The sequence below is a fragment of the Runella salmonicolor genome, from assembly GCF_024158025.1.
Classification (GTDB): Bacteria; Bacteroidota; Bacteroidia; order Cytophagales; family Spirosomataceae; genus Runella; species Runella salmonicolor.
In genome coordinates, this window is record NZ_JAMZEL010000011.1 from 202,488 (window position 1) to 227,461 (window position 24,974).

Annotated in this window: 20 protein-coding genes and 1 tRNA gene; 10 read left to right on the top strand and 11 right to left on the bottom strand. The window is 44.6% G+C overall.

The genetic code is table 11. The features are described from left to right. Positions 1-28 precede the first annotated feature (28 nt). Both dtd and NCI00_RS22540 read left to right on the top strand, forming a co-directional pair. Positions 29-481, top strand: coding sequence for a D-aminoacyl-tRNA deacylase (gene dtd / locus NCI00_RS22535; protein ID WP_253531497.1), 453 nt, complete (start codon positions 29-31; stop codon positions 479-481). A 114-nt stretch (positions 482-595) separates the two neighbouring features. After that, positions 596-1,327 carry a tyrosine-protein phosphatase gene (locus NCI00_RS22540; protein WP_253531500.1) on the top strand — a complete coding sequence of 244 codons (732 nt, stop codon included), beginning with the start codon at positions 596-598 and terminating at the stop codon, positions 1,325-1,327. Between the two features lie 18 nt (positions 1,328-1,345). Here NCI00_RS22540 and NCI00_RS22545 read toward each other — a convergent pair whose 3' ends face one another. Beyond that, positions 1,346-1,948, bottom strand: coding sequence for a DNA-3-methyladenine glycosylase (locus tag NCI00_RS22545; RefSeq protein ID WP_253531503.1), 603 nt, complete (start codon positions 1,946-1,948; stop codon positions 1,346-1,348). Positions 1,949-2,087: 139 nt separating this feature from the next. Here NCI00_RS22545 and NCI00_RS22550 point away from each other — a divergent pair, with 139 nt between their 5' ends. Beyond that, positions 2,088-4,259, top strand: a complete 2,172-nt coding sequence (locus tag NCI00_RS22550) for a T9SS type B sorting domain-containing protein (protein WP_253531506.1) — start codon at positions 2,088-2,090, stop codon at positions 4,257-4,259. 50 nt (positions 4,260-4,309) lie between these two features. Here the strand turns inward: NCI00_RS22550 and NCI00_RS22555 are convergent, their stop codons facing one another. Next, positions 4,310-7,255 (bottom strand): DEAD/DEAH box helicase, encoded by a 2,946-nt coding sequence (locus tag NCI00_RS22555; protein ID WP_253531509.1) that lies wholly within the window; start codon positions 7,253-7,255, stop codon positions 4,310-4,312. Positions 7,256-7,576: 321 nt separating this feature from the next. On the opposite strand from NCI00_RS22555, the gene NCI00_RS22560 reads away from it, so the two are divergent. Further along, positions 7,577-8,419 carry an AraC family transcriptional regulator gene (locus tag NCI00_RS22560; RefSeq protein ID WP_253531511.1) on the top strand — a complete coding sequence of 281 codons (843 nt, stop codon included), beginning with the start codon at positions 7,577-7,579 and terminating at the stop codon, positions 8,417-8,419. Positions 8,420-8,574: 155 nt separating this feature from the next. Here the strand turns inward: NCI00_RS22560 and NCI00_RS22565 are convergent, their stop codons facing one another. After that, positions 8,575-9,792 (bottom strand): pyridoxal phosphate-dependent aminotransferase, encoded by a 1,218-nt coding sequence (locus NCI00_RS22565; protein WP_253531512.1) that lies wholly within the window; start codon positions 9,790-9,792, stop codon positions 8,575-8,577. A gap of 86 nt (positions 9,793-9,878) precedes the next feature. On the opposite strand from NCI00_RS22565, the gene NCI00_RS22570 reads away from it, so the two are divergent. Further along, entirely contained in the window at positions 9,879-10,355 is a 477-nt protein-coding gene (locus NCI00_RS22570) for a methylated-DNA--[protein]-cysteine S-methyltransferase (RefSeq protein ID WP_253531513.1), read from the top strand. Between the two features lie 90 nt (positions 10,356-10,445). On the opposite strand, the gene NCI00_RS22575 is transcribed toward NCI00_RS22570, so the two are convergent. Next, the gene (locus NCI00_RS22575; protein WP_114459391.1) at positions 10,446-11,000 is read right to left on the bottom strand and encodes a fasciclin domain-containing protein; all 555 of its coding nucleotides are present in this window, start codon (positions 10,998-11,000) and stop codon (positions 10,446-10,448) included. A 611-nt stretch (positions 11,001-11,611) separates the two neighbouring features. Here NCI00_RS22575 and NCI00_RS22580 point away from each other — a divergent pair. Continuing rightward, positions 11,612-12,175, top strand: a complete 564-nt coding sequence (locus NCI00_RS22580; protein ID WP_253531514.1) for a helix-turn-helix domain-containing protein — start codon at positions 11,612-11,614, stop codon at positions 12,173-12,175. A gap of 132 nt (positions 12,176-12,307) precedes the next feature. Here NCI00_RS22580 and NCI00_RS22585 read toward each other — a convergent pair whose 3' ends face one another. Beyond that, positions 12,308-13,459 carry a cysteine desulfurase family protein gene (locus NCI00_RS22585; protein ID WP_253531515.1) on the bottom strand — a complete coding sequence of 384 codons (1,152 nt, stop codon included), beginning with the start codon at positions 13,457-13,459 and terminating at the stop codon, positions 12,308-12,310. A gap of 113 nt (positions 13,460-13,572) precedes the next feature. Between NCI00_RS22585 and NCI00_RS22590 the strand changes: the two genes are divergently transcribed. From NCI00_RS22590 to NCI00_RS22605, 4 genes are all read left to right on the top strand, one after another. After that, positions 13,573-16,044, top strand: a complete 2,472-nt coding sequence (locus NCI00_RS22590) for a hypothetical protein (protein ID WP_253531516.1) — start codon at positions 13,573-13,575, stop codon at positions 16,042-16,044. Further along, positions 15,959-18,355 (top strand): hypothetical protein, encoded by a 2,397-nt coding sequence (locus NCI00_RS22595; protein WP_253531517.1) that lies wholly within the window; start codon positions 15,959-15,961, stop codon positions 18,353-18,355. The genes NCI00_RS22590 and NCI00_RS22595 overlap by 86 nt, the downstream gene beginning before the upstream one ends. 158 nt (positions 18,356-18,513) lie before the next feature. Next, positions 18,514-18,586, top strand: a tRNA-Phe gene (locus NCI00_RS22600). Between the two features lie 682 nt (positions 18,587-19,268). Then, entirely contained in the window at positions 19,269-19,517 is a 249-nt protein-coding gene (locus NCI00_RS22605) for a hypothetical protein (protein ID WP_253531519.1), read from the top strand. A gap of 167 nt (positions 19,518-19,684) precedes the next feature. Here NCI00_RS22605 and NCI00_RS22610 read toward each other — a convergent pair whose 3' ends face one another. The 6 genes from NCI00_RS22610 to NCI00_RS22635 all read right to left on the bottom strand — a co-directional run bounded on the left by NCI00_RS22610 (position 19,685) and on the right by NCI00_RS22635 (position 24,518). Then, the gene (locus tag NCI00_RS22610) at positions 19,685-19,924 is read right to left on the bottom strand and encodes a hypothetical protein (protein WP_253531524.1); all 240 of its coding nucleotides are present in this window, start codon (positions 19,922-19,924) and stop codon (positions 19,685-19,687) included. Between the two features lie 149 nt (positions 19,925-20,073). Further along, positions 20,074-21,303, bottom strand: coding sequence for a hypothetical protein (locus NCI00_RS22615; RefSeq protein WP_253531527.1), 1,230 nt, complete (start codon positions 21,301-21,303; stop codon positions 20,074-20,076). A gap of 85 nt (positions 21,304-21,388) precedes the next feature. Then, positions 21,389-21,805 (bottom strand): hypothetical protein, encoded by a 417-nt coding sequence (locus tag NCI00_RS22620; RefSeq protein ID WP_253531531.1) that lies wholly within the window; start codon positions 21,803-21,805, stop codon positions 21,389-21,391. Positions 21,806-21,809: 4 nt separating this feature from the next. Further along, complete coding sequence (locus NCI00_RS22625; RefSeq protein ID WP_253531536.1) at positions 21,810-22,100, bottom strand: helix-turn-helix domain-containing protein; 291 nt, start codon at positions 22,098-22,100, stop codon at positions 21,810-21,812. A 93-nt stretch (positions 22,101-22,193) separates the two neighbouring features. Then, on the bottom strand, positions 22,194-23,159 hold the full coding sequence (locus tag NCI00_RS22630; protein ID WP_253531540.1) for a hypothetical protein: 966 nt from the start codon (positions 23,157-23,159) through the stop codon (positions 22,194-22,196). A 60-nt stretch (positions 23,160-23,219) separates the two neighbouring features. Further along, entirely contained in the window at positions 23,220-24,518 is a 1,299-nt protein-coding gene (locus NCI00_RS22635) for a site-specific integrase (RefSeq protein ID WP_253531543.1), read from the bottom strand. Between the last annotated feature and the right edge of the window lie 456 nt (positions 24,519-24,974).

Sequence of the window (24,974 nt, forward strand, 5' to 3'; positions counted from 1 at the left end):
TACTTTGCACCTTACAATTTTATCCTTAATGATTGCAGTCATTCAACGCGTGTCGGAAGCCTCCGTCACCATAGAAGGCCGAATAAACGGCCAAATTCAACAGGGTTTTCTGGTACTTTTGGGTATTACGCACACCGATACCGACGAAGACACCGAATGGTTGGCCAAGAAAATTGTCGGGATGAGAATCTTCTCCGACACCGAAGGTAAAATGAACCTTGACCTCAAATCCATTGACGGCAACATACTGCTTATCAGTCAGTTTACACTACACGCGAGTACCAAAAAAGGCAACCGCCCGTCGTTTATTGAAGCCGCGCGGCCCGAAGTCGCCATTCCTTTGTACAACCGAATGATTCAACGCCTTGCGGAAGAACTTGGGCGTCCTATTCAAACGGGTGAATTTGGGGCCGATATGAAAGTATCACTGCTCAACGACGGCCCCGTGACGATTGTGATTGACTCTAAAAATAAGGTGTAATTATTTTACAAGATTGTTGTACTTTCATTATTTAAAACCCTTCGTGTCTCCCCATTCATTTGAGTAAAAACAGACGGGAATATTTAAATTAACATTTCCAATTCGTTCCAAATTATGTCTTTTCTTCAACGTCTATTTTCCGGAAAAACACACCGAATTTTTAAATGGTTAGCGACCGATATGCACTCCCATTTATTGCCCGGAATTGACGATGGAAGCCCCGATATGCCCACCACCCTCCACTACCTCACCGAATTGGAGACGCTAGGGTATCAAAAAGTGATTACTACGCCGCACGTAATGCGGGAATTATATCCCAATAAACCCGACGACATCAAGGCCCTCGCCGCTAAGGTAAACGAGGAAATCACCGCCGCAGGTTTGAAAATCAAACTAGAAGCATCGGCTGAATACATGCTAGACGATGGATTTGATACCCTGCTGGAAAATGACCAATTGATTCCCATTGCTAACCGTTATGTGTTGGTTGAAATGTCGTACGTGGCACCGACGCTTAATTACGAAAACACGATTTTTAAAATTCAGGCGCAGGGCCTGATTCCGATTCTGGCCCACCCCGAACGGTATAATTATTTATCTATGAACGACTTTGAGCGCATAAAATCGCTCGGATGTTTGTTGCAAGTCAACTTGCTCTCATTGGTGGGTTATTACGGAAAACACACCCAAGCCATGGGTCAACAACTTGTTCAGAACAAACAGGCGTCTTTTTTAGGAACGGATTTGCACCACAGCCGTCATTTGGAAGCACTCAAGGGAATCTCTTCGCACAGCAAATTGGTGCGCCTGATTGAAAATACCGAGTGGTTAAATGCAAAGCTTTAGGATAAACACTTACGGCAATTATTTTTTACTCACAAAGCGGTTTCCTTTGATGTAGAAACGATACGGCAAATCTGCACCCTGCGTAATGCCGATGCGCGTCGTGGTTACCACCTCAAAATCAGCCTGTTGGGGCGGAGTAATGTAGAGGGCGTCGTCCAAAAGCGAGCTACCATTGTGACCCGCAAGGGTAATTCCCATGGCCTGCACCAGTTTTGCTGGCCCGTTGCAAAGTTCCCGTAGCGAAAACGACGACGACTTCTGCCCCTTTCTTTCCGCGCGCCGGAGTTCCATCAATTCAATCCCATCGGTAGGTTCCAGCGCGCGAATCAACACTGCTTCTCCTTTTCCTTCTTCGGCACTGACGATGTTGACGCAGTGATACATACCATAAATCAGGTACACATACACCGAACCTGCCGGGCCAAACATGGCAGCGTTTCGTAGCGTTTTTTTTCGGTAGGCGTGGCAAGCGGGGTCGCCTGTCAGATAGGCTTCGGTTTCAACGATGATGCCAGCGGTGCGCCCTTCCGGGCTCTCGTGGATAAGTTCGCAACCCAACAGCTGTTTTGCCAAAGATAAGGTTTCGTATTTCTGATAAAATTGAAGGTCCAAACGTTGCATGAATAGATGCCTTTTTAGCGCAAATTTTGCGTTTTTTTTATAACAAACCCTTGAATAATTCTGTTTTGAACTTTACCGAATAGTCACCGATGTTTATCTTTTTTTGTTAAATTTGACATTCGGTCTCAATAAACAACGAATGCGCTACTCTATTTTTTTGGCCTTTGGTTTGGTAGGTTTGTGTTTGGTGGCTCAGGCTCAACGCATCTTTGGAGGGCAGATTGACCGACGCTATCAGGCCACAAATACAGCTTATGTGTACGATGTAGGCTGTACTTTCTTTGCCGACCAAGCGGGTTATGAAGCGCTTCCCAATCGGCTTCGTTTTGGCATTTATCGAAAAAAAGACCACGAATTAATTGAAACGTTTTTTGCCGATAAAAGCAAAGACATAAGCGGCACAAAATCGGCCTCCTCCTGCAACAAAAGCGAAAAAACGACTTATGTTTTTGTCCATTACAACCAAAGCTTAATTCTCAAACCTGATAAATATTCTGACCCCGACGGCTACTATATCATCAATGACCCCGTGGGCAACCGAAACCCCACCGAAAACGTCGCCTCTTCCAACATAGTACTTTATCATTGGTTTTCCCCTCAGTACCTTTGGGAATATTTTGACAACCTAGAGCCGGGCAAAACCACGCCGCAGTGGACGCCCGATTCGTTCAATTATTTTTGTACCAACGAAGACACCAATTTCAGTCTCCAAGTAGGCTCTAATCCGCTCAAAACGGGCCTAGGACGCGGCAATTACACCATCCAACTCCAAAACACCTCCCCCCTGACGGGCGATTCAACCGCCAAAGTTCGTTACCAAACCGTGGCTTGGAAAGCGGGTTTTTCACCAAGTCAAATGTTGCCGGGGGGGAATTTTTACCTGCCGACCATGTTTTTGATTAACGCACAAGGAGTTGCTAATTTACCCATTTCGGCAAAACCTGCCAAAGCGGGGGTCTACTCCGTCGGTTTTTTAATCAAACACAGCCGCAACGGCGTTCCGTTGAGCGAAATATACCGCGAATACCAAATCAAAGTGGAAGATTGCCTTCCGCCACCGCCTGCCACCATTCGAATCAGCGAGGTGAATCGCCCCAGCGCCGTGGCTTCTGCCAAGGTATGCGAAGGCAAAACCGTCCAGCTCAATGCGGGGGCCAAGCAGCCCAATATTACTTACGAATGGTTCAAAGACGGAGCCGTGATTGCGGGGCAAAAAGATTCTATTTTGGTGGTAAAAGAAGGTGGCGCCTACACCGTGACGTTGACAAAAAAAGGGGCCTGCAACACCAATACATCCTCGCCTGCGTTCATTTCGATTGTTCCCAATCCCAAAGTATTGATTGAATCTTCCGTGCCAAGCGGTTTATTGTGCCCCGGTGGCTCCCTCAAACTATCGACTTTGGCCTCCGAGCCATCGGTCAAGTTTCAATGGCTGCGCGACAGTGTGGCCATTGCGGGCGCAACTGATTCAACCTTTAAAGTTACGCAGATAGGGCAATACGCCGTAGCCATTACCGACCAAAACGGCTGCCAAGGGCAATCCACACCGCTGAGTATTAAATTGGACAGCACCGTTAAAGTTAGCATGAATATCATTCCCGTCAGATGCAGCAATGATACCAATTTAGTTACTTTGGCTGGCACGCCAGCGGGGGGTAAATTTAGCGGTGACGGGGTAAACAAAAATACCTTTTCCCCAAAAAATGCGGGCGTTGGCGCACACCCGATTTCTTACCTACTCGACGACCCCAAATCCTGCCTGACGGGCACCGCCGTCGAGACCGCCGTTGTGCTGGCCTCGCCTCCGCTCGAATTGGGGCCCGACCAATTCATTTCGTCGGTTGGGGGGGTGCAGTTGAATCAAAACAACGCACTGAACGCCTCCAATGGCTTTAATTTTCAATGGACGCCCGCCTTGGGGTTGTCGTCGCCCTCCGTTGCTAGTCCTTACGCTACCCCTGACCGAACCACCTCATATCAACTCACCGTCAGCGGTTCCAATGGTTGTACCAGTAAAGATACCATTACGGTCAACATCGTGCAGGGGGTATATATTCCCGATGCCTTTACTCCCAACGGCGACGGAATCAACGACACTTGGGAGCCCAGAGGATTAGAGGAATTTCCAGACGCCGAAATCAAGATTTTTGACCGGTGGGGGCACGCCATTTACAATTCAACAAAAAACAACAAACAGCCTTTCGACGGTACATTCAACGGAACTTCATTGCCGTCAGGAAACTACGCGTACCAAATCATTACGCAATCCGAAGGGCATATCTTTCGGGGAAATTTGTTGATTTTGAGGTGATTTTTTGGTGGTAGTGTTTTTTGTTTCTTAGGGTTTAATATCCCCCTTCCTTACGCCAGCAAATCAATAATATCCTCCTTCGTCAGGGATTTTACAAAGCTTTCTTCGGTGGTTATCAGTTCGTTGAAGAGTTTTTGCTTGCTTCGCTGCAAGTCCAGAATTTTTTCTTCTACCGAGTTTTTGGTAATGAATTTATAGGTGAAAACGGTCCGTTGCTGCCCAATGCGGTGGGCGCGGTCAATGGCCTGTGCCTCAATGGCTGGGTTCCACCACGGGTCCAAAATAAAAACGTAATCGGCCGCCGTGAGATTCAAGCCCAAGCCCCCCGCCCGGAGCGAAATGAGGAAGATTTTGATTTCATCATTTTCCTGAAAAAGTTCTACCTGTGCCTGACGGTCGGTGGTGGAGCCATCAAGGTACGCGTACCGAATGCCGCGCGTATCCAGATAACGCCGCAAAATGGTAAGGTGTCGAATAAATTGACTGAATATCAACACCTTATGGTCTCCTGCCAACAATTCTTCCAACTTTGCCTGAATTTCTTCCAATTTGCCCGATTCGCCCTCATATTCTTCATCAATCATGCGTGGGTGATTGGCGAGTTGGCGCAGCTTCGTCAACCCCTGCAACACCATAATCTGCGACTTGGCAATGCCTTCTTCCTCAATTTGTTCTAAAATATAATTACGATAATACGACTTGGTCTCTTCGTAGCGCTGCTCCTGCTCCTCCACCATGTCGCAATAATGGACACTCTCCACTTTGGGAGGTAAATCCAAGGCAACCTGCGACTTATGCCGGCGCAACAAAAACGGTTTTATCAGCGAATATAGCTTCTGCGAACGCTTCTCGTCGTTGTGTTTTTCAATCGGCACCTGAAAATGCGACCTAAAATACGATTGACTACCCAACAAACCGGGGTTCACAAAAGTCATTTGCGTCCACAAATCCATGGTCGTATTTTCGAGTGGCGTCCCCGTTAAAATCAACCGATTGCGGGCATCCAGCTGCATCACGGCCTTGGTAATGTGCGACGATGGGTTTTTGATGGCCTGCGATTCATCCAGAATAATGTAGTGAAATGGATAGTTTTTCAGCATATCGATGTCGATACGCACAATGCCGTAGGAAGTCAGAATCAAATCGTAATCGTCAAACTGACGGGGATTTTTATCGCGGTAAGTGCCAGTATAGACCAATACCCGCAATTGGGGTGTAAAGCGCCGCGCCTCCAGTTGCCAGTTGTACAACAGCGACGTTGGCATCACCAGCAGCGAAGGTCGATTAGCGCCCTTCTCTTTTTGGTACTGCAACATGGCCAAGGTGGTCACGGTCTTGCCCAAGCCCATGTCGTCGGCCAAACAACCGCCAAAACGATAGTTATTCAAGAAATTAATCCAGTCATATCCTGCTTTTTGATACGGGCGCAAGGTGCCCACAAAACCTTCGGGCAATGGATTTTCGTCGATTTCTTTAAAGTCGCGCAATTGTTCTAATTTACGGCTCATGATTACCTTGGCGAGGCTATCTTCCGCAAATTCCTGAACAAGGGCAAGGTGGTGTTTACGCAACAAAAACTGCTGACTGTCAGGGTCATATTCGGCAAATGCAAACAGTTCAGAATAGGCCGTCAGCCACGCTTCGGGGATAATGGCAATCTCACCGTTGGGCAACGTAAATTCCTTTTTACGGGCCAAAATCAGGTTTTTAAGCTTTATAAACGGAATCTCAAACTCGCCGAAACGCACCTTTGCGTATATATCAAACCAATCGCGGCCTTCTTCAAACGAAATATCAATGGAGGAATATCCCAAAAAGTACTGCTTCCCGTTTTCGGCACTCTGCCGAATTTGAATTCCCGCCTCTTTCAACGTAAAATGGTGGGTTCGGAGCCATTCAAAGGCCTCGCTTCGGGCCATTTTTTTGCGCCCCTGCAACATATCCAACCCAAGACCTTTGAGCAACAACACTTTGGCTTTTTCGACGCGGATGTCACGCCTCACTTTATGAAAGAGGTAAGAATCACCGCTTTTTTCTAAACTCACGTTGGCATTGGCCGCAAAACTATCAAACTTAAACAAGAAATTTCCGTACCGAAACGACAACTCCAGCACCACTTGCGACGTGTCGTCGGTGGCAATGGTGTCATCGTCATCCGTCGGTTCAAACAACGTGGCCATCTTACTTGAAGTGGGCGTCAGCTCCGTCAGATGCAGAATGGGAATCAGCTCGGCGGTCTCGTATTTTATCTCAAACCCATCGGCATACACTTCATAGGCCGCCACCAAAGGCACCACAAATCGCTGAAAATACTGCTCTTCGACCGTGCGAGGAATAATGATTTGGGGTTTGGTCAAAAACGGACGTATTTTTTTCCCATCCACAAACCGGTCAAAATGGTATAATTTATCCTGAATCAACAGCCACGCGGGTTCATCACAGACCAGCAATGCATTCTGATTACGAATATTCAGGCGTTCGCCCGCGTATTTTATGTTGGGATAATAATGCGTGTTTTCTTCGTTTCGCTTAAAATGAAAATAGACTTTAGCCCGCTCAGGCATCCACTCAATTTTTTTCCAAGCGGGATTCCCGTCAGAGCCCATCACGTACAAATCCTTGGATTTCAGACGTTCCAGTATCTCTACTTTCCATTTTTCAATGTAGCCCGCAATGGCCTCTTGTATCAGTTTATCGCCTTTTTGGGGGTCGTATACTTTCAGAAAAAAATCTAATGCGGGGAGTTTTTTAGGGTTGAATTTTTTAAAAATGGTATCCTGCTGAATCGCATCAATGGCCTTCACCAATTCGAAATCATTCTCATCCAATCCCTTCGAAAATTCACCCACATTTTTGGAGGAAACAATCTGATTCAGCAGCGTGAGTTCTCCTTTTCCATTGACCTGCACTACGTAAGACCCAAACAAATACCCGAGATACTCGTGCTGAAAAAGAGAATAAACAATAGAAAAAGGCTGAGTAGTAGCGACTTTCATACTAAAATTTTACCGAAGAAAAGGAAGAGATTTATCCAAAACCTACATCCAAAAAGTAGAGCCACTTTTCGAACGTTTACAAATATACGCCCGGAGTACCTTACAAACAAGTATTGAATTCAACTAAAAGAAAAAAGCGACCAAAGCCGCTTTTTTCTGATATCATCATAGGTTTCTAGCGAGAAAAGTAGTGTGATTGCTTCTCTGACAACGATACAAATGTCGCCATTTCTTTCTTAAAATAATTATACCCTTTTTTCCAGAATTTGTTCTGTTTTAACATTTTGATAATATTTGTGCAAGAATACGCGACAATCAAGCATGAAAACCGAGTACGAGAACATCACCCCCGACAAAGGCAGCTCTTTCAAAGTACTGCGCTGGCGCTCGCATGAAGATCGTTTTTTTTGGCATCAGCACCCCGAATACGAAATTGTTTATATCCACAAAGGCACTGGAAAACGGCACATCGGCCAGCACCTTTCTCACTTTGAAGAGGGCGCTTTGATGTTTATTGGCCCCAATATTCCGCACCTCAATTTTGGCTACGGCGCCGACAATGAGCACGAAGAAATCGTCATTCAGTTGCGGGATGATTTTCTGGGGGAATCTTTTTTGCAAAGTCCCGAACTACACGCCATCAAACGTCTTTTTGAATTGTCGAAACAGGGGCTCAATTTTCACGGAAAAACCCAACGAAATGTTGCTGCACAAATGTTGCGGATGCCGTCGCTCAATTACTTTGAACGACTTATTCAATTGTTATTGATTTTGCAGGAATTGGCTACTACTAAGGAATATAATTTACTCAAAATAAACGGAATTTCGTACGAGCACAGCCACCGAGAAGAGGCCCGCATCCGACAAATCTACGCGTTTGTCGAAAAAAACTATCGCAGCGAGATTGATTTACAGACCGTCGCCGATTTGGCCAACCTAACCGTCCCTTCGTTTTGTCGTTATTTTAAAAAAATAACCCAAATGACTTTCACCGATTTTGTGAATGAGTACCGGGTAAAGCAAGCGTGTAAGATGTTTACCCAAAACCCGTCGGTGACGGATGTGTGTTATACCAACGGATTTAATAACCTTTCCCATTTTACGAAAACCTTTAAGTCGGTGACGGGTAAAACCCCCAGAGAATACAAGAAGGAATTAGTTTAATGATGCGGGGTGACGTGGGTTGCTAGGGTGGCGCGGGTTGCTCACAACCTGCGTCGAGGTTTCTCAAAACCTCGTTTTTTTAATTTCCAGACACTTTAATAAATACAAAAGGGCTGTTTCAATGCATGAAACAGCCCTTTTTGTGTGCAATTTATCTAGTTCAATTTCGCTACCGCTTCTTTGATTCGGCGACAAGCTTCTACCAGATTTTCGTCAGAAGCCGCCGTTGAGATACGAATACACTTCGGAGCGCCAAAACCAGAGCCCGCTACCGTGGCTACGTAGGCTTCATTGAGCAACCAAGTGCAAAAATCATCGGAATCTTTGATGACAGTAGTCCCGTCAGATTTACCGAAGTATTCGCTGATGTCAGGGAAGGCATAAAAAGCGCCTTCGGGCATATTTACTTTAAAGCCTGGAATTTCTTTCAGTAGTCCCACCACCAAATTACGACGACGCTCATAAGCTTCGCACATTTCTTTGGCAGCATCTTTCGGCCCTGAAATAGCGGCCAAAGCGGCCCGCTGCGAGATAGAACCCGTTCCAGAAGTTACCTGTCCTTGGAGTTTTTCTACCCCGTCGGCAATCCATTTAGCGGCACCGATGTAACCAATGCGCCAGCCCGTCATGGCATAACCTTTGGCTACTCCGTTGACGGTGATAACGCGGTCGTGGATTTCGGGAATAGAACCGATGCTAAAATGCCCTTGTGGGGTAAAGTTGATGTATTCGTAGATTTCGTCGGCCAACACAAACACATTTTCGTGTTTTGCGATGACGGCGGCCAAAGCACGCAATTCAGCTTCTGAATAAACCGAACCCGTCGGGTTGTTGGGAGAAGCAAACATCACGATGCGCGTGCGCTCCGTAATGGCAGCCTCCAATTGGTCAGGCGTTACTTTAAAATTATTTTCAAAGCTCCCGTCGATGACCACAGATTTACCTTCTGCCAATTTAACCATCTCGGAATAGCTCACCCAGTAAGGGGCCAAAATAACCACTTCGTCACCGGGGTTGACCAATACCTGAATTACGTTGGCCAGCGAATGCTTGGCTCCCGTCGAAACCACAATATTTTCGGCCTTCCAATTGATATTATTTTCGTTTTTGAACTTATCGGCAATGGCCTTACGCAAATCAGCATAACCAGCCACGGGCGAATAGCCGTGGTAACCCTCGTCAATGGCTTGCTTTGCAGCTTCGCAGATGTGCTTAGGGGTCTTGAAGTCGGGCTCCCCGACGCTCAAGCTAATCACTTTATGGCCCTGAGCGGCCAATTCACGCGCTTTTTTGGTCATCCCTAAGGTAGAGGATTCTTCCAGCGCAATAATGCGGTCGGCCAACGAACTGGCCGTTTCAACAACAGCAGACATATTTGGTGGTTTAAAAAATTCGCCGCAAAATTACGATTCCGTCCAAAAACTTCCTATTTTTATTTAAAATTTATCAACCCAACCCCATGTCTGTTGCATATTTGCAAACACCGCTCGGCATTGCATACATAGAAGGAGATACCGACGGCATCCGAGTTGTTAGCATAAAAGATGGTACTTCTCTCCCTTTCAACCACCCCATTCCAGAGGATTTAGCCTCCGCCATTGAGCAACTGACCGATTATTTCAACGGTCAACGGACGGTCTTTGATGTACCGCTCAATCCTCAGGGCACAGATTTTCAGAAACGGGTTTGGCAAGAATTGCTCAAAGTGCCCTATGGTCGGACGGTATCTTATTTAGATTTATCGCGCCGTTTGGGCGACGAAAAAGCGATTCGGGCCGTAGCCGCTGCCAATGGCAAAAACCCAATTTGGTTGATTATTCCCTGTCACCGTGTTATCGGCACCGACGGTTCACTCACGGGTTATGCAGGGGGACTTTGGCGCAAAAAATGGCTGATTGAATACGAAAAAGGGGGATTACAGGGAAGCTTATTTTAACAACACGTATGTAAGGCATAAAAAAAGCAACGAAGAACATATTTGCTCCTCGCTGCCTTCTCTAAACCTACTCCTAACTTTACTCCCTAACTACGCACCTGCACCTGGCATTACCACGGTGTCGATCACATGAATGACACCGTTGCTTTGGTACACATCTTTGATGGTTACGGTCGACATGCCACCTTTTTCATCCGACAAAATCAATTTCTTTCCCTTCATCATTGCTTTCAACGTACCGCCCTGCACCGTTTTGAAAGTAGCCGTACCACCACCTGCTTTGATGGCCTCCGCAATGGCTTTTGAATCCATTTTGCCAGCCACTACGTGATAGGTCAAGATGGTGGTCAATGTACCTTTGTTCTCTGGCTTTACCAATGTTTCTACGGTGCCTTTGGGCAATTTATCAAACGCTCCGTTTGTAGGAGCAAATACGGTAAATGGACCCGCACTCTGTAAAGTTTCGACCAATCCCGCTGCTTTTACCGCGGCCACAAGGGTAGTGTGGTCTTTTGAGTTCACGGCATTTTCAACGATGTTTTTAGAGGGATACATCGGCGCTCCGCCTACTTCAACGGTTTTTTCTTGGGCAAAAGAAGCGTTGATGAATAACGCCGACACGAGCAACATTGCGATTTTTTTCATGATTGTTTTAAAAAAAATTAAGTTTTTACAATTGGTTAGTATGTGTAATTTGACTTACAAACAGACTTACGGGAATCATCTTTCACTTAGATTCAGCAGAGCCTTTTTTTTTCGAACTTCTTTATTATAAAATATATAAATCACTAACTTTCAGCACATTAAACAATCAACACTTTTAGGGATATACCGTTGAAGCCCTCCAAACTAGAGCGAAAGGATTGAATGATTGAGAAAGACGGCAAATAGAATCAAGGGAAAGCAGGCTTCCAACATTGAAAAAAGTGCTCGAGGACTCTACAAATAATGCGGTTATAAATTACTAATCAGCAACTAACGCCCCCTGCAAGCGTGAATCTGGCCTTTCAAAATAGTTTAAGCAGACACTCATTTCCTTATTGAAACCAGCACCATGGAATCCTAAAAGAGAAGCTTCTTTTGGGGCTATTTTTTAAAATTTTCGAGGAAAATAATAAGCCGTATTGTATAAAATTACAGTTTAAGTCCTTTTAACGACCTCTCGTACCCAATTTGTATAAAAAAGTTGACGATTAGCATATTTCTTGGTCACAAGGTTCGTACAAAACAATTGTAACATTAAAGTCAACAGAAATATGGAAGGAACTAATTCATTAATGGGGACTCAGTCGCAGCCGCTCTATGTGAGCATTCATGTTGAAAGTAAGGAATTAGCGATGATTGTCCAATTTTTATTGCAGAGAAATATCTATTTTAAAGTAGACTCCCCCTACTCAAATAGTATGCAATTAGAGGCAAGTTATAACTCACATTCTATTTCTTTAAAAAAACCGACAGTTAATCATCATTTAAGTAAGTACAAAGGCATTGAAAAAGTAGACTCAATTCTTGACAATCACCTTGCAAATGCAAAAAACCCTGAAATGCAACAAGTTGCGCAATCATTGGGTCTTTCAATTTCAGTTTTTAAACGTATTTTCAAGGAGATCTATGGAGTATCTTTCTACGAATATTATTTGAATAAAAAAATGAAATATGCAGCAGAGCTACTTCTGAAAGGCCTAAGGGGAGGATTAGTGTCAGAAATGATAGGTTATTCTCAACCAATCAAATTCACTAAAATGTTTAAAAAACATTTTGGAATAACGCCAAAAAAATACCAATTACAATCCAAGATCACAAGTGAACTAAATTTATAGTACGGTACGAACATTAGTCACAAACAAGTAATAAGAATCCCTAAATAATACACCAATCTACAACGAACTTTACTCAGAATTGAAGTTTACAAGAGTACTCATTACACCCTACAATGAGTACTCTTGTAAGCCCTAAACCACACTTCCTACCCGCATACGCTCAACTACTTCTAGCACGTGCTGTAACGTAAAATCAATTTCTTCCTCGGTGCTGAAACGACCCAAACTAAAACGCAAAGAAGCGTAGGCTTGGTCGTCGGTGAGGCCCAGAACTTTCAATACATACGAAGGCAATACCGAGGCGGAAGTACAGGCAGAACCCGTGGAAACGGCGATGTCTTTCAGGCTCAGCAATAGGTTTTCGCCATCAACGTGTTCAAAACAGATATTGGTCAAATGCGCCAAACGCTGCGGCGTATTTCCGTTGACAAACGTATGAGGAATGTTCGCTAAAATACCTTTTTCTAAACGGTCGCGCAGCAAACCAAGGCGTTGGGTTTCGGTGCCCATTTCCTTTTGGGCGAGTTCACAGGCTTTACCCAAACCCACAATTCCTGGCACATTGAGCGTACCCGAACGGCGACCGCGCTCATGTCCTCCCCCGTCCATTTGGGCCGTAATTTCAACGCCCTGCCGCACCACCAACGCACCGACACCTTTGGGCCCGTACAATTTATGCGCCGACAAACTCAGCAAATCAATGCCTTCTTCAACCATATCAATCGGCAGTTTCCCCACCGCCTGCGTGGCATCAGTATGAAATAACGCCCCGCCCGCACGGGCTAACTCCGCAATTTCGCGAATGGGTTGAATGACCCCGATTTCGTTGTTGGCATACATCACTGACACCAAAATCGTATCGGGCCGCAGAGCATCAGCCACTTGCTGTGGGGCAATAAGTCCGTGGGAATCGGGCGTCAAATAGGTCACTTCACCACCCAATTGTTCGATATGATGACAAGTATCCAACACGGCCTTATGCTCCGTAACAATGGTAATGATATGCTTACCCTTGTATGAATATTTTTCAAATACCCCCTTGATAGCCAAATTGTTAGCTTCTGTTGCCCCACTCGTAAACACCACTTCTTTTAGGTTGGAGCGCAACAGTTTAGCCACTTGTTTGCGGGCCGTCGCCACGGCTTCTTCGGCGGTCCAGCCGTAGAGATGCGTGCGGCTGGCGGCATTTCCAAAGTGCTCGGTAAACCACGGCAACATCGCCTCCAACACCCGTGGGTCAACGGGCGTAGTGGCATTGTAATCCAAATAAACGGGCAAACGCATTGACATTTCGTTGTTTTTTTACGAAAATAACGACAAACACCCAAAAATCAAAAGACCAACCGCAAGCGTTAAATTTACAATTGGCTGTTTATCTTTGTCGACGCCCCCAAACAATGAAAACCATCGCCTTTATTCTGCTGTATTTATCGCTGCCCCTGTTCATCTTTTGGTGGGGATGGTTTGAGTGGTGGGTAGCCCTTCCGCCTACGCTGGTGCTGGGTTATTTTTTATTCACATTTTGTAAATCTTCAGAAATTCATCTTCGCTCAACGTTCAGCTCAATAGAAATTACCCCGCTTTCAGCCTGCCTGCTTCTTGCCCTTTTCTGGACGTATTTTGCGGGGGTGGGCGGTTTTCGTCCGCAGCATTTTGACTATTATAAACACAACCTGATTTTCAATAACCTAATCCGCTACGACTGGCCCGTGCGCTACACCGATGGCTCGTATTTATGCTATTATCACGCGTATTATTTACCTTCTGCCTTACTTGCGCGTTGGGTAGGTGGGATGTCGTATGTTCATTACTTTACTTTTGGTTGGACGTGGCTCGGACTTGGGTTGCTTTTTACAGTTTTGTATCGGCTCAACGGCTGGAAATTGGTGTTTTTATTTTTGTTTTTCAACAGCCCAGAAGCGATTTTACTCACTTATGACGCCTTCAAATCGTCTCATTTCCTACACTTTCTAAAAGATTTTTGGCAAAACGATCACACCGTCGAACTCATCAAATCTCCGGGTGGGTTGTTGTTCCACAGCCACGTTGATGCATTCGTCGCCACGCCCCAACATGCCCTTCCTGCGTGGCTTTCCACCGCTGTTTTATTGAAGCTTTGGAAAGAAAAACCAAAAACGCCACTTACATTTCTTCCTTTTGCCCTGGTTGTTTTTCTGCTTTATTGGTCCCCTTTGGTTACCATCGGCTTTTTGGGGTTGGCATTTTACTTCTCTTTTGTCCAAAAAACGCTCGTTCTTTCTTCATTTTCCAACGTTTTTCACCTTTTATTCTTCGTAGCTCTTCTTGCCTACCCTGCCCTGATTTTTTATGCAGGACACGTTCCCTTGAATGAGGTGAGTGGTTGGTGGTGGAATTTTTTTAACACACCAAAAGACGCTGTTTTTTTAGTTGTTTTTATCGTATTGGAAATCGGCATCTGGGCCGTATTGATCGGGATGGGATATAAAAATCAAACGATTTCCAAACGGGATTTCAACTTACTACTATGCTCACTACTCATTTTATTGGGTATCACCCTTTATCGTTATGGCCACTTCAACGATTTGGCCCGACGCGCAAGTTTACCCGCGTTGATGGTCATTTGTTGGGGCGTCAGTGCCCTTTCGTTCAAAAAGCCATTGATGATTTTTACGCTGGTACTTTGTGCGGTATTGCCACTTAAACAACAGCTCCTTTGGTTTAGCGCCCAACCTTATTCTGTCATTGCTGACAAGGAAATCAAGGATTTTACGCCCTACTCCATTCATTACCTGAGCAAATACCATCCCAACTCATTTGACGTAACGGCCCAGTATTTGGGCAAAGCGGATGCATCGTATTTGCGCTATTTTGCGCCCTATGTTCCGCCCAAGCCCAAAGAAGTGACGCGGGCTTTTTATTATTGGAAATCCGCCTTTCAACTTAACGATTACGAAAAAACGGCGTTGCGCCGCTATGGCATCCAACGGTTATACGTAAAGTTTTTTGACGTGGATTGGGATATTTCTACGCGTCAGGCCGTACCCAAAGCCGCCATTCGTTTTGTCGAAAATCCACCGTTGGAGGTAATTCCTACGGTATTTATAACCAATCGTACCCTTGAAAAACTTTCTTGGGGCGGCGTGGATGAATTGTCGAAAAAAATCGCTGAGAAAGTCCAGAACCTCACCCCTTTCCCGCTGGGAGAAGTACAAATTGATTGCGATTGGTCGTTGGCGACGCGGGCCAAATATTTTCGATTACTGACCCAATTGAAGAAAAATCTGCCCGACCGCACATGGCTTTCGGCTACAATTCGACTGCACCAAATCAAGTTTTACCGCACAACCGGCGTGCCGCCCGTGGAGCGTGGGATGCTGATGTACTACAACATGGACGATTGGAAGAATATCAAGACCGAAAATTCCATCCTTGACCTGAACGTGGCGGGGCGCTACGCCGACTACGTATCCGCCTATCCGTTACCGCTGGACGTGGTGCTACCCGTGTTTCGGTGGGCGGTGGTGTACCGCAACGGTCGATTTTTACGATTCGTTAATCACCTTACACATAAACAGTTACAAAACCATCCTTTCTTTATCAAATCACCCTTACCCAATGCTTACACGGTGGTGCAAAACGGCACTGTTTTCGGTATTCCCGTGCGGCGCGGCGACCTGTTCCGGGTCGAAGAAAGTACCCTTGAAAACCTAAAAATAAGTACCCAAACATTAGCACAGGAAATTCAAAATAGGAAGGTTACATTTGCGTTATATCACCTAGATTCCCTAAATCTTACCTACTATGCCGTTCCGACTACCCGCGTTTTTCTCCCGCAAGGGAAAGGGGTTCAAGACCCAATTCAGCAGCTATTTCAAACCTTCCGCTAAAACCATCGCCATTTTGTTGTTGTTGGCCTGCGCGGGTGGCCCTGCTGATTTAAACGAATTTACGAGCTATTTTCTACCCGAAAGCACCGACACTCAACCAGGCGACGGGCGGTATCATTATACCCAACAGTTTCTGTACCTCGACGAGTACAGCGATTCGCTGCGCTTGGCTGAAAACACCAACGCCGAAGCTTGGGCCAAATACGCTGGCGTTTCCAACGACATTGCCTATAATTATTTTTACTCAGAAAGCGCCAACAACACCCTTCCCAACCGACTCATGCTGAAGGGCAACAAAGCCGCCATCGCGTATCTGCAATTCGCCAAAACCGTCGATAAGGCCTATCAGCCCGCTACCTATGCGTGGGAAGAAGGGCGGAAGGATTCGTTGGTATTGGTGGAATCTTACGAAAAAGCCAAGCAGAGCGCGCGGGTTGCCACTGATGGATTTCTGAAGGAACGGTACGGATTTCAGGCCGTAAAACTAGCGATGATGCTCGACCAACCCGACGCTTGCGTCAAACTGTACGACGAACTCATCAAGCCCCTCAAAACAAAATCGTTTATCAGCGACTGGGCCTACGCCCGGCGCGCAGGGGCAAGCATGGCCATGGGAGATACGGCCAAGGCTATTTACGAATTCGCCCAAGTATTTGAGCGCTGCCCCTCTCGTCGCCGCGAAGCCGATTTGAGTCTGCGCATGAAAGGGGTGATGTTTCAGGAAAAAGCATTGACATATTGCCAAAATGACGCCGAAAAAGCCGCCGTATACGCGCTCTGTGCCATCCAACCGTTTCAGGATGGTTTGCCCTTTCTAAAAAAAATGGTGGAACTCAACCCCAAAAACAGCCTTATTGAACTAATTGCCGCGCGCGAAATCAACAAAACCGAATATTATTCATTGGGCGAAATTCCGTACACCGAAGATACGTTGGCCTTTGAAGCGCACCGCAAAGAATCACCCTCTTACTTTGAACAATTACAATCATTTACGGCCGAAAGTGCCGAGAACAAAACCCTCAATAATGCGGCGTTTTGGTACACCGCAGCCTCCTATTTGGCGTACGTAAACAAAGACTACAATAAAGCGAGCGATTTCCTGACAAAAGCGCAGGCCCAACCCACGAAAAACAGCTACTTGAAACAGCAAATGGCCCTCCAGCAAATGCTGTTGCTGATTGCCAAACAGGAAACCATCACGCCCGAATTTGAAACGCAGGCCATCGGTATGCTAGAGACTTTTGGCGGCTCAGACAATTTCCGTCTGGTCAACGCCTACACGCGCGCTTGCGGCCTACTCGCCAAAATGTACCGAGGCCAACCCCTCGACGACAAAAAATCAGGTGGGTTTCTGTCGAGTTGCGGCAAGAAATCCGAAGATGTTCCCGCCACGCATTTGGCCAAAGCATTTTTGTTGGAAGCCGCCGCAAGTTGGCAGTCGCGTCCCCAAAATGCGGATTACTCTCCTATTTTTGCGACCAATAAAGACCGCTATGCCATTGAAGACAGCGCTTCGACGGAGACCATTGAGCAAGTAATCAAATACTTTCAGGTCTCGACTCCGACCGATTTTGATAAGCGTTTGATGAAACTGTCGGGCGTGGATGCGGATTATTTGTACGTAGTACTGGGCCGCAAATACCTCATCCAGCACCAATACGCCAAAGCTGCCGAGGCGTTTGGCAAGGTAACCCCCATCTACTGGACCGCCGAGACCTCCGTTTTTCCAACTTACTTCGACGAGAACCCCTTTCATTTGACTCCTGACAACGGCGAAAGCAAAAAACATACGTTTACTCCCGCCACGTTTGCCAAACGCATGACGGAGCTAGAAAGCCAAATGAACAAAGGCGACGCCAAAGCGGCCTACCTTTTGGGTTGCGGTGCCTACAACATTGGGTATTGGGGCAACAGTTGGATACTTTCACAACGGCAACGGAGCAGCTCGGAATACCAATACATGTACCCACCCCGCGACTTATCGGGAGAGGACTACTACGTGATGACCAAAGCCCGCACGTATTTCGAAAAAGCAATGCAAACCAAAGATGCTGAATTGGCTGCCAAAGCCGCTTTTGGGGCCGCCCTGTGCGAGCAAAGCGCCTTCTTTATCTATCAAGCCAATGAAGGACGTGATTTGGGCTACGGAGAAGACGAACAAACCGCTTTTCAAAAACGCATGAGCGCTGAAGAGAAAAAGCGCCTTGGGAAGTACTTTGCCCTGCTGCGCAGCAAATACGCCACCACGCAATACACCAAAGAAGTACTGGAAGAGTGCAGCCTATATCGTGATTTTGTGGGAGGAGAATAAAAAAAATATTCTCCTTAACAACTGAAAAACAGTACAGTTACCTTTGCAAAGGCCCTTTTTGAGAAAAATAATACGTATTTTTTTACAAAAAAAGTTGCGTTATATAATTCACTTCCCTACCTTTGCAGTCCCAAATCAATAGGGAAAGCGACTGAAACGGTGATGTAGCTCAGTCGGTAGAGCAAAGGACTGAAAATCCTTGTGTCGGCGGTTCGATTCCGTCCATCACCACAACTGATACAAATAACCCCTTAATTCTCAATGAGTTAAGGGGTTTATTTTTTAATTTGGGACAGTTTGGGGGACACTTTTAGAAAAATGCTCAAAAGTTGGGACAGTTTGTAAAACCTTTTTTTGCGTTGGCTCAACTACCCACAATGTAAGGTTTTGTTAGGTTTGCCCCGTAGCAAATAATTTTCACTCTAAAAGTGAAGTTTTGTGAAGTTTTGCCGATACATACCCCCCCCCTCTATTTTTGCCGGTAAATCACTAAATCGGGTTCACGGGTCAACGGCCTGAAAACGCTAAACTTTCTACTCCCCCCTCCATACGGTCAATTTATTGCCTCCAAAAGTTGGGTTTTCTTAGGTTGTACTGTTAAAACGTGAAAAAAACGTGAATCATAGTAACCTCAAAAAGTTAACTTTTCTTAGGTTGTACCCGCCAAAATGTAAGGTTTTGTGAAGTTTTTAGTCTACTTCTATGTGATAGGATACCCCCCTAAATGCTAATATTGACAAAATAGGTACAAAAGGTAGGCATGGGTCAAACATTAAAAGGTAGCAAACTTTTACCCTCTCCCTCTCTAAGTATCAGTCTAAAATTTGAATTTTCTTTGTCTTAATCATAAGTAGTTTTATGTAGTATTATTCCTTTAAAAGGTTTGTTTTGGTTCTTAATTCTACATCTATACATGGAATACTTTATTGTAACGTTAACTTATAGGTTTATAGACGTAGAAGGGCCACCTACATATAAGGATTTTATTGTTACGACAAGTGACAAAATAACTTTCTATGAATTTTTCCATTCATCAAAATATCAGATTGAAGGTTATCAAGTGGTGGGAGTAAGTACTCCTGCTGCAATACCCAAAACTGTGGCTGAATCATTATTAGCCTATCAAAAAGCTACCCCCCCCCTCCCGATTTATGGGCAGTAATGTACGCGAAGGGTAGGCATGGGTCAACAAACTAAACGCTCTGAACTTATTACCCCCCCCTAGTTAGTTTTGCACTATGTCACGCGTGAAGGGTAGGCATGGGTCAAAGGATAGAACACTTTTAACTTTTACCCTGCCCCCCCCTTTTTTATAGTGTAAGAAAACTCTTACCAATCAAAAGATATACCTTCCCCGTCGTTCATCTTGACCGTCTCCACCTTTGGCAGTACATAGGGCATGAGTTTGATAATAAATTCTAATTTGTCCTTTGGTTCTAAGGTTGCCAATACATCGGGCATAATTTCCAACTGTTGGCCGATAACGTCCTTTAAAACGGCTCTAATCTCTTTTGTCATACGGTTGGGCGTTCCTTTGGCTCTCCCCCCGGTTTTTGTTCCTGCTGCCATGTCTGTCTATTTTAGATTAAAACTTACTATTGGTTGCGCGAATGACCCCGGAATATTCAGTCTAATTTTGTCTATTTTAGATTAAAACTGTCATTATTGTCACCTGATAAACTTTGCCTCTCTCACGCGCGCGTTTGACCGGACTAAAATCATCTAACGTTTTGTTTCGTCGTTTTTCTACTTACTTGAATATTCAAATATACCATCATTTCCCGCTGTTGGGGCGTTGGCCTGAACACCTCCCCAAACTCAAATAATAGTGTATTGTCGATGCTCTGATTTACCCGCCTTTTAAAGTTGTTGCGCGGGTTGCTCTCACTGTTTCTACACTGTTTTTGCTCACAAAATACCGCGTCTTTGCGCCTGTGTTCGATGGGTGTTCCACACACTTTGCAACGCCTTTGGGAGGTAGTTGGCGGGGTGTTGGTAGCCGTTGAATTAATCAGACGTTTTACCCCTTTACTTGAAGTAGTAAAATGTCCTATGTTTTTGTTTTGGGGGTCGGGTAAAACGTCCGAAGTTTTTAACAGTTCCCCTACCTTTTCCGCTATCAGTCGGCCTACTGTTTCACGGATACCCGCCCCGTACTTTTTAATCACTTTCTCGAATTGTCCCCGGTAGTAGTTGCGCTGTTTACGGTCGGTCAAGTCCCGCCAAAAGTTGGGGTTCATGCCTTGTTCGTATATGCGTCTTTCAGGTTGCGACATTTGCACCGTGTCCAACTTTTCGCCAATGATTAAACCGTTATAAGTCTCACACAATTTAACGCCCAATAGACGCAATTTTGACACGTCTAACAAGTCGGCCAACGTTTGAACCCCTACCCCTGCCAAATGTACCATTGCCATCGTTTTTACTTCAAACCGTAGTACGTTGGTATCGAGTCGGTATTGGTGTTTTTTGTCGTACACCTTCACAATATAGTTTTGTTGTACCCATTGCATAAGATACCCTTTTCCGTTAAACATTCGCATTTCGGGGAGTTTGAACCGATAATTTAGAATTGTATCTAAGAACCTGGAGGGGGAGGTATCAAGTAGGATGTTTACCCCAAATTCTACGTTGTGGAGGCTCACACGGTCGGGGGAGGTATCCAAAACGACCATCATTTCTCCAATCGTCTGAACTAATCTTTGATAGGTGAATGAGTCGTAATTGTGCGCTCCTTCGTTGGCGAACTTGTGTAAACTCCCCGTTACCTCCACCATCCCCGATGCATACAAAACAATTTTCAGGTTTCTATATTCAGCGGTTCTACTCCCGTCCTTTTGTTCGCCTGTATCGGGGTTTATCTTGCCCATAAAATCAAAGTCGGGGTTTTGGAGTAGGCGTTGGGCAAAACCTTTGTCGTTTATTCGTACCTTTACAAAGTCAATCATTCGCCTGTCGGGGTGTGATTGGTCAAAAATCGAACACGATTGAACAAAAAGGGCGCGGGGTTATCCTACGCCCTTTTTTATGTCCTTAGTGCGTGACTGTATTGACCGTGTGGATAAACTCCCCTAAAAATCGCTCTCTTTCTGACGGATATTGACTGAACCCGTTAAAGTAGTACGCCCGTAATTCTTTAAAGTCCGATGAAAACCAAAACAGTACTAACGAAAGTTTTTTGTTTCCGTTTCTGAACTCGCAATGATTCCCAAAGTACCACCGTTCCCGCGTTGGGGAGGGTACTAACCCCGTAAAGAATAGATACTTTTTGTTTTGGATTCTGCCCCGAATGATTTGTTCTGCCCCGTTTCGTCTGATTATCGGGTCGTGTGTTTCTTCCACTTTTAACTCGTTGGGGAGTTTGGCAAAGGGGACTAAATCGGGCTGTTTCTCGTAGTAGTTCGTCTCTACATTCAGCAAAAATCGAACGGTTTTGTAGTCTGCTATCATGCCCCTATCGTTTTGCCGCGTTGATTTGTTGAACTGCTGCCTCTACGTCGGTCTGATAGTACCGTACCCGTGTGCCGATACGATTGGCGGTTATTTTGCCGTTCATTGTCCATTCATGCAACGTAGGCAATGACACGCCCAAGAAACGCGCGGTTTCCTGCCGGGTCAATAGTTTGGGGGAGTGTGAAGGCTGAACCGCTGCCTCTATCATGGGTCGAACCGTCCGTTCAACCGCTGCCATAATTAGCCCGGTCAATTCATCGGGCGTGAAGGTTGTACTGATAACTGTCTGCATCGTATTTATTGTTGATTACGATGCAAGTTTATCGCAGTTAATGCCGTGGAGTGGGTAGTGTAGTGACTAGGAAAAATTAAGTGTAGTTAAAACTCATTGAATATCAATACCTAAACTTTTTAAGAATTGAACCACGTTTTGTTCATAATTGCCTTTTTTTGCCCGATATGGGTTAAGTTCTGTATTCTTCTTACTGTCAATATAGCGGATATAATCCTCTGTATTATCAGTGCTATACCCTAATAGGCGACCAAACAGTACCCCTTTTTGTTCTGTTGTAAGTTTTTCGATTATGGGTAAATTTAAAAAACCTAATTTATGTAAAAGTATGATTTGTTCTTTGTGTGGCCTTCTTCCTGCCTCCTCCTTTTCCTTTACGGCCTCCACCGTTGGCGGTTGCAATAACATTGGGAGTTGAATCCTATATTTATCTCTAAATTCTAATAAAACCTCGTATGAAATTTTATCAAACTCAACGTCTTTAGTAATATACAATTCTTTTAATTTATTCTCTACCCAAGAGCGTAACAGATAGGTTTTATCCCATATTTCTAAATACTGCTCACTAAACTCTAAAATTCCCTGTAAAAATTCATAGGCTCTAGCACTAGTATTAAGGAATATGCTACCGTCTGAAAGTGACCAGCCAAAATGGACATCTAAAAACTCTTTAACATAGTCGTCTTTAGCCCCATCTAGCGTATTATACGCTTCCTCAAAAACGACCTTTTTATCTATTTTTAAATGAGAAAGTATTTCAATGGGTGGAGTATCTCCTTCAAAATCATATAATTCTGCCCCTTCCAATGTTGTGTATTCGATATAGAGCATTTTACTAGGGGTATCGTCGTCACTCCATTTTTTGTCACTAGCATTCTTACAAATGGCAAATTCAAAGATAAATGTTTTGGAAGGGAATAGCCCCTTTAATTCTATTCCGTACTTTAATCTTTCTAACCATCTGTTATAATTAGCCCAAAACCTAGTTTTGTACTTCATATCACCCACAACATCAACTAATTTTATTTTTTTTTCATTCTCCATCTTATCAAAAATCAAACGGTTTAAAAATCGAACAAGTAAAACCCCTACGCGGTCTATCGGTAGGGGGATATAAGTTTAGTTAGCTATCTTAAAAGGGGTGTTCTTTCTCCATAAGTCCCGCAATTTGTTTGCGTGTTCGCGGGGGGTTATTTTTATATACTTCATAAACGCCTTTTCGGTACGGTGTCCGGTTATCTTCATAATGGAGGTAGAAGGAAAACCCGCCAAATATTGATTTGTAGCGAACGAACGTCTCGCAGTGTGTGTGGTTATCAATTCAAACTTTGGATAGTTTACGGTCTGCCTAACTCCCCCTTTTGTCATGGTTTCGGATACTGTATCGTTAAACCCTGCTAATTGCCCCAATTCTTTGAGGTAGTCGTTCATCTTTTGATTGCTGATAGGTTTGGGGAGGCTGTTAGGGGTTTTACCTTCATAGCGTTTTAATATTGCCTCTACTTGCCAATGTATCGGAATTACGACCACCTCCCCCGTCTTTTGGGTTTCCATCTCGATAAACTCCCCGTCAATATTTTCTTTTTTTATCCGGGTAAAATCTGAAAACCGTAAACCCGTCCAACAACCCACTAAAAACAAGTCCCTCACTTTTTCGAGTCGTGGATTCATGTTTAAATCAAGTTCAAAAAGGGTGTTTAATTCACTCTCATTCAAATATATTGCGTCCGATGGTTCTGATACTGACTTAAACTTCTTAGGGCTGAAATTGGGCATTAAACCGCGTTCCTGTGCCTCCAAAAAGAAAGTTTTAAGGGTTCGGATATGTTTTCCGATGGTATTGGTCGAAAAGTTCTGTTTGACTAAGTACTGCTGAAACTGTGTATAGAAATGATAGTCTATTTGAGCAAAACTAAATTCCCGTTTTTTATACTCCTTTTCCTTAAACTCCTTCAATACCCGAAACGCCTGTTTGTAAACTCGCATCGTGGTTTTGGTTATCGGTCGGCCTGTCTTTTCAAAAATACGGGTTTCGTATTCGGTCAGGTAAGAGTCAATGAAACTAAACAAGTCTATGGGTTTAACTGTCTCCCTTTTCGGGGTTATGTTGAGGCTCTGATTCAATAATGCGCGGTACGTCTCCACCGTTGGCGGCTGTTGGTCATTATCGTTCATGTATTGGCGTAGGAGGTTTTCCGCTAACGTCTCAATATTGGATAGACGGGTATTAAATTCGGGGAAGGTCGGAAACTTCTTGGATTGTTTAGCGCGTTGGTTTTTGGCATCCCAAAACATCGGGTCTATGGTTTCGCCTGTTGGGTATTTGGTCAGGCGTGCCCCGTTGTAACTCACAAACAACAAAATCGGGGTAGGGCTGTCGGCCTCCTTATCACGGAGGTAAAAGTTTATCTTTGCCATGTTGGTATTTATTAAAAATCGAACACAACAAAGATAGAAGGTTTATTTATTTGGGGACAGTTTGGGGGACACTTTTTATTTACTTTATTTAATTATTCCTTACTCTACTTTATCTTATACTTTTGTAACTATCTGTTAATCATATACTTTTAACAAAGTAACATAAAGGAAAATTGTATAGGTTCGGGTACGTCCATCACCACAAAACCCGTCTAGGATTCATTCTAGGCGGGTTTTTGCTTTTTGGCTGCAAAATGGCTGCAAATTTAAACACTACCGCCCCCTACAAATTGGGGATCAAAACCAAAAGTTGTGGAGAGCGTTGGATTTTTTGGATCAAAACCAAAAGTTGTGGAGAGCGTTGGATTTTTTTAGGTTTGTGTTTTAATCAACCCTATCTGTTTTGGAAAGTTTTCTGCCTTTATTAGAGTACCTCTTACCTGATTTTATCGTATC

What these genes read in the sequence shown, in the direction of transcription:
- NCI00_RS22595 (WP_253531517.1), top strand. Translation starts at nt 15,959, where the DNA reads ATGCCGTTCCGACTACCCGCGTTTTTCTCCCGCAAGGGAAAGGGGTTC.
- NCI00_RS22565 (WP_253531512.1), bottom strand. Translation starts at nt 9,792, where the DNA reads ATGTCTGCTGTTGTTGAAACGGCCAGTTCGTTGGCCGACCGCATTATT.
- NCI00_RS22550 (WP_253531506.1), top strand. Translation starts at nt 2,088, where the DNA reads ATGCGCTACTCTATTTTTTTGGCCTTTGGTTTGGTAGGTTTGTGTTTG.
- NCI00_RS22620 (WP_253531531.1), bottom strand. Translation starts at nt 21,805, where the DNA reads ATGATAGCAGACTACAAAACCGTTCGATTTTTGCTGAATGTAGAGACG.
- NCI00_RS22585 (WP_253531515.1), bottom strand. Translation starts at nt 13,459, where the DNA reads ATGCGTTTGCCCGTTTATTTGGATTACAATGCCACTACGCCCGTTGAC.
- NCI00_RS22560 (WP_253531511.1), top strand. Translation starts at nt 7,577, where the DNA reads ATGAAAACCGAGTACGAGAACATCACCCCCGACAAAGGCAGCTCTTTC.
- NCI00_RS22575 (WP_114459391.1), bottom strand. Translation starts at nt 11,000, where the DNA reads ATGAAAAAAATCGCAATGTTGCTCGTGTCGGCGTTATTCATCAACGCT.
- NCI00_RS22605 (WP_253531519.1), top strand. Translation starts at nt 19,269, where the DNA reads ATGGAATACTTTATTGTAACGTTAACTTATAGGTTTATAGACGTAGAA.
- NCI00_RS22615 (WP_253531527.1), bottom strand. Translation starts at nt 21,303, where the DNA reads ATGATTGACTTTGTAAAGGTACGAATAAACGACAAAGGTTTTGCCCAA.
- NCI00_RS22635 (WP_253531543.1), bottom strand. Translation starts at nt 24,518, where the DNA reads ATGGCAAAGATAAACTTTTACCTCCGTGATAAGGAGGCCGACAGCCCT.
- NCI00_RS22610 (WP_253531524.1), bottom strand. Translation starts at nt 19,924, where the DNA reads ATGGCAGCAGGAACAAAAACCGGGGGGAGAGCCAAAGGAACGCCCAAC.
- NCI00_RS22545 (WP_253531503.1), bottom strand. Translation starts at nt 1,948, where the DNA reads ATGCAACGTTTGGACCTTCAATTTTATCAGAAATACGAAACCTTATCT.
- NCI00_RS22570 (WP_253531513.1), top strand. Translation starts at nt 9,879, where the DNA reads ATGTCTGTTGCATATTTGCAAACACCGCTCGGCATTGCATACATAGAA.
- NCI00_RS22625 (WP_253531536.1), bottom strand. Translation starts at nt 22,100, where the DNA reads ATGCAGACAGTTATCAGTACAACCTTCACGCCCGATGAATTGACCGGG.
- NCI00_RS22590 (WP_253531516.1), top strand. Translation starts at nt 13,573, where the DNA reads ATGAAAACCATCGCCTTTATTCTGCTGTATTTATCGCTGCCCCTGTTC.
- NCI00_RS22580 (WP_253531514.1), top strand. Translation starts at nt 11,612, where the DNA reads ATGGAAGGAACTAATTCATTAATGGGGACTCAGTCGCAGCCGCTCTAT.
- NCI00_RS22555 (WP_253531509.1), bottom strand. Translation starts at nt 7,255, where the DNA reads ATGAAAGTCGCTACTACTCAGCCTTTTTCTATTGTTTATTCTCTTTTT.
- NCI00_RS22540 (WP_253531500.1), top strand. Translation starts at nt 596, where the DNA reads ATGTCTTTTCTTCAACGTCTATTTTCCGGAAAAACACACCGAATTTTT.
- dtd (WP_253531497.1), top strand. Translation starts at nt 29, where the DNA reads ATGATTGCAGTCATTCAACGCGTGTCGGAAGCCTCCGTCACCATAGAA.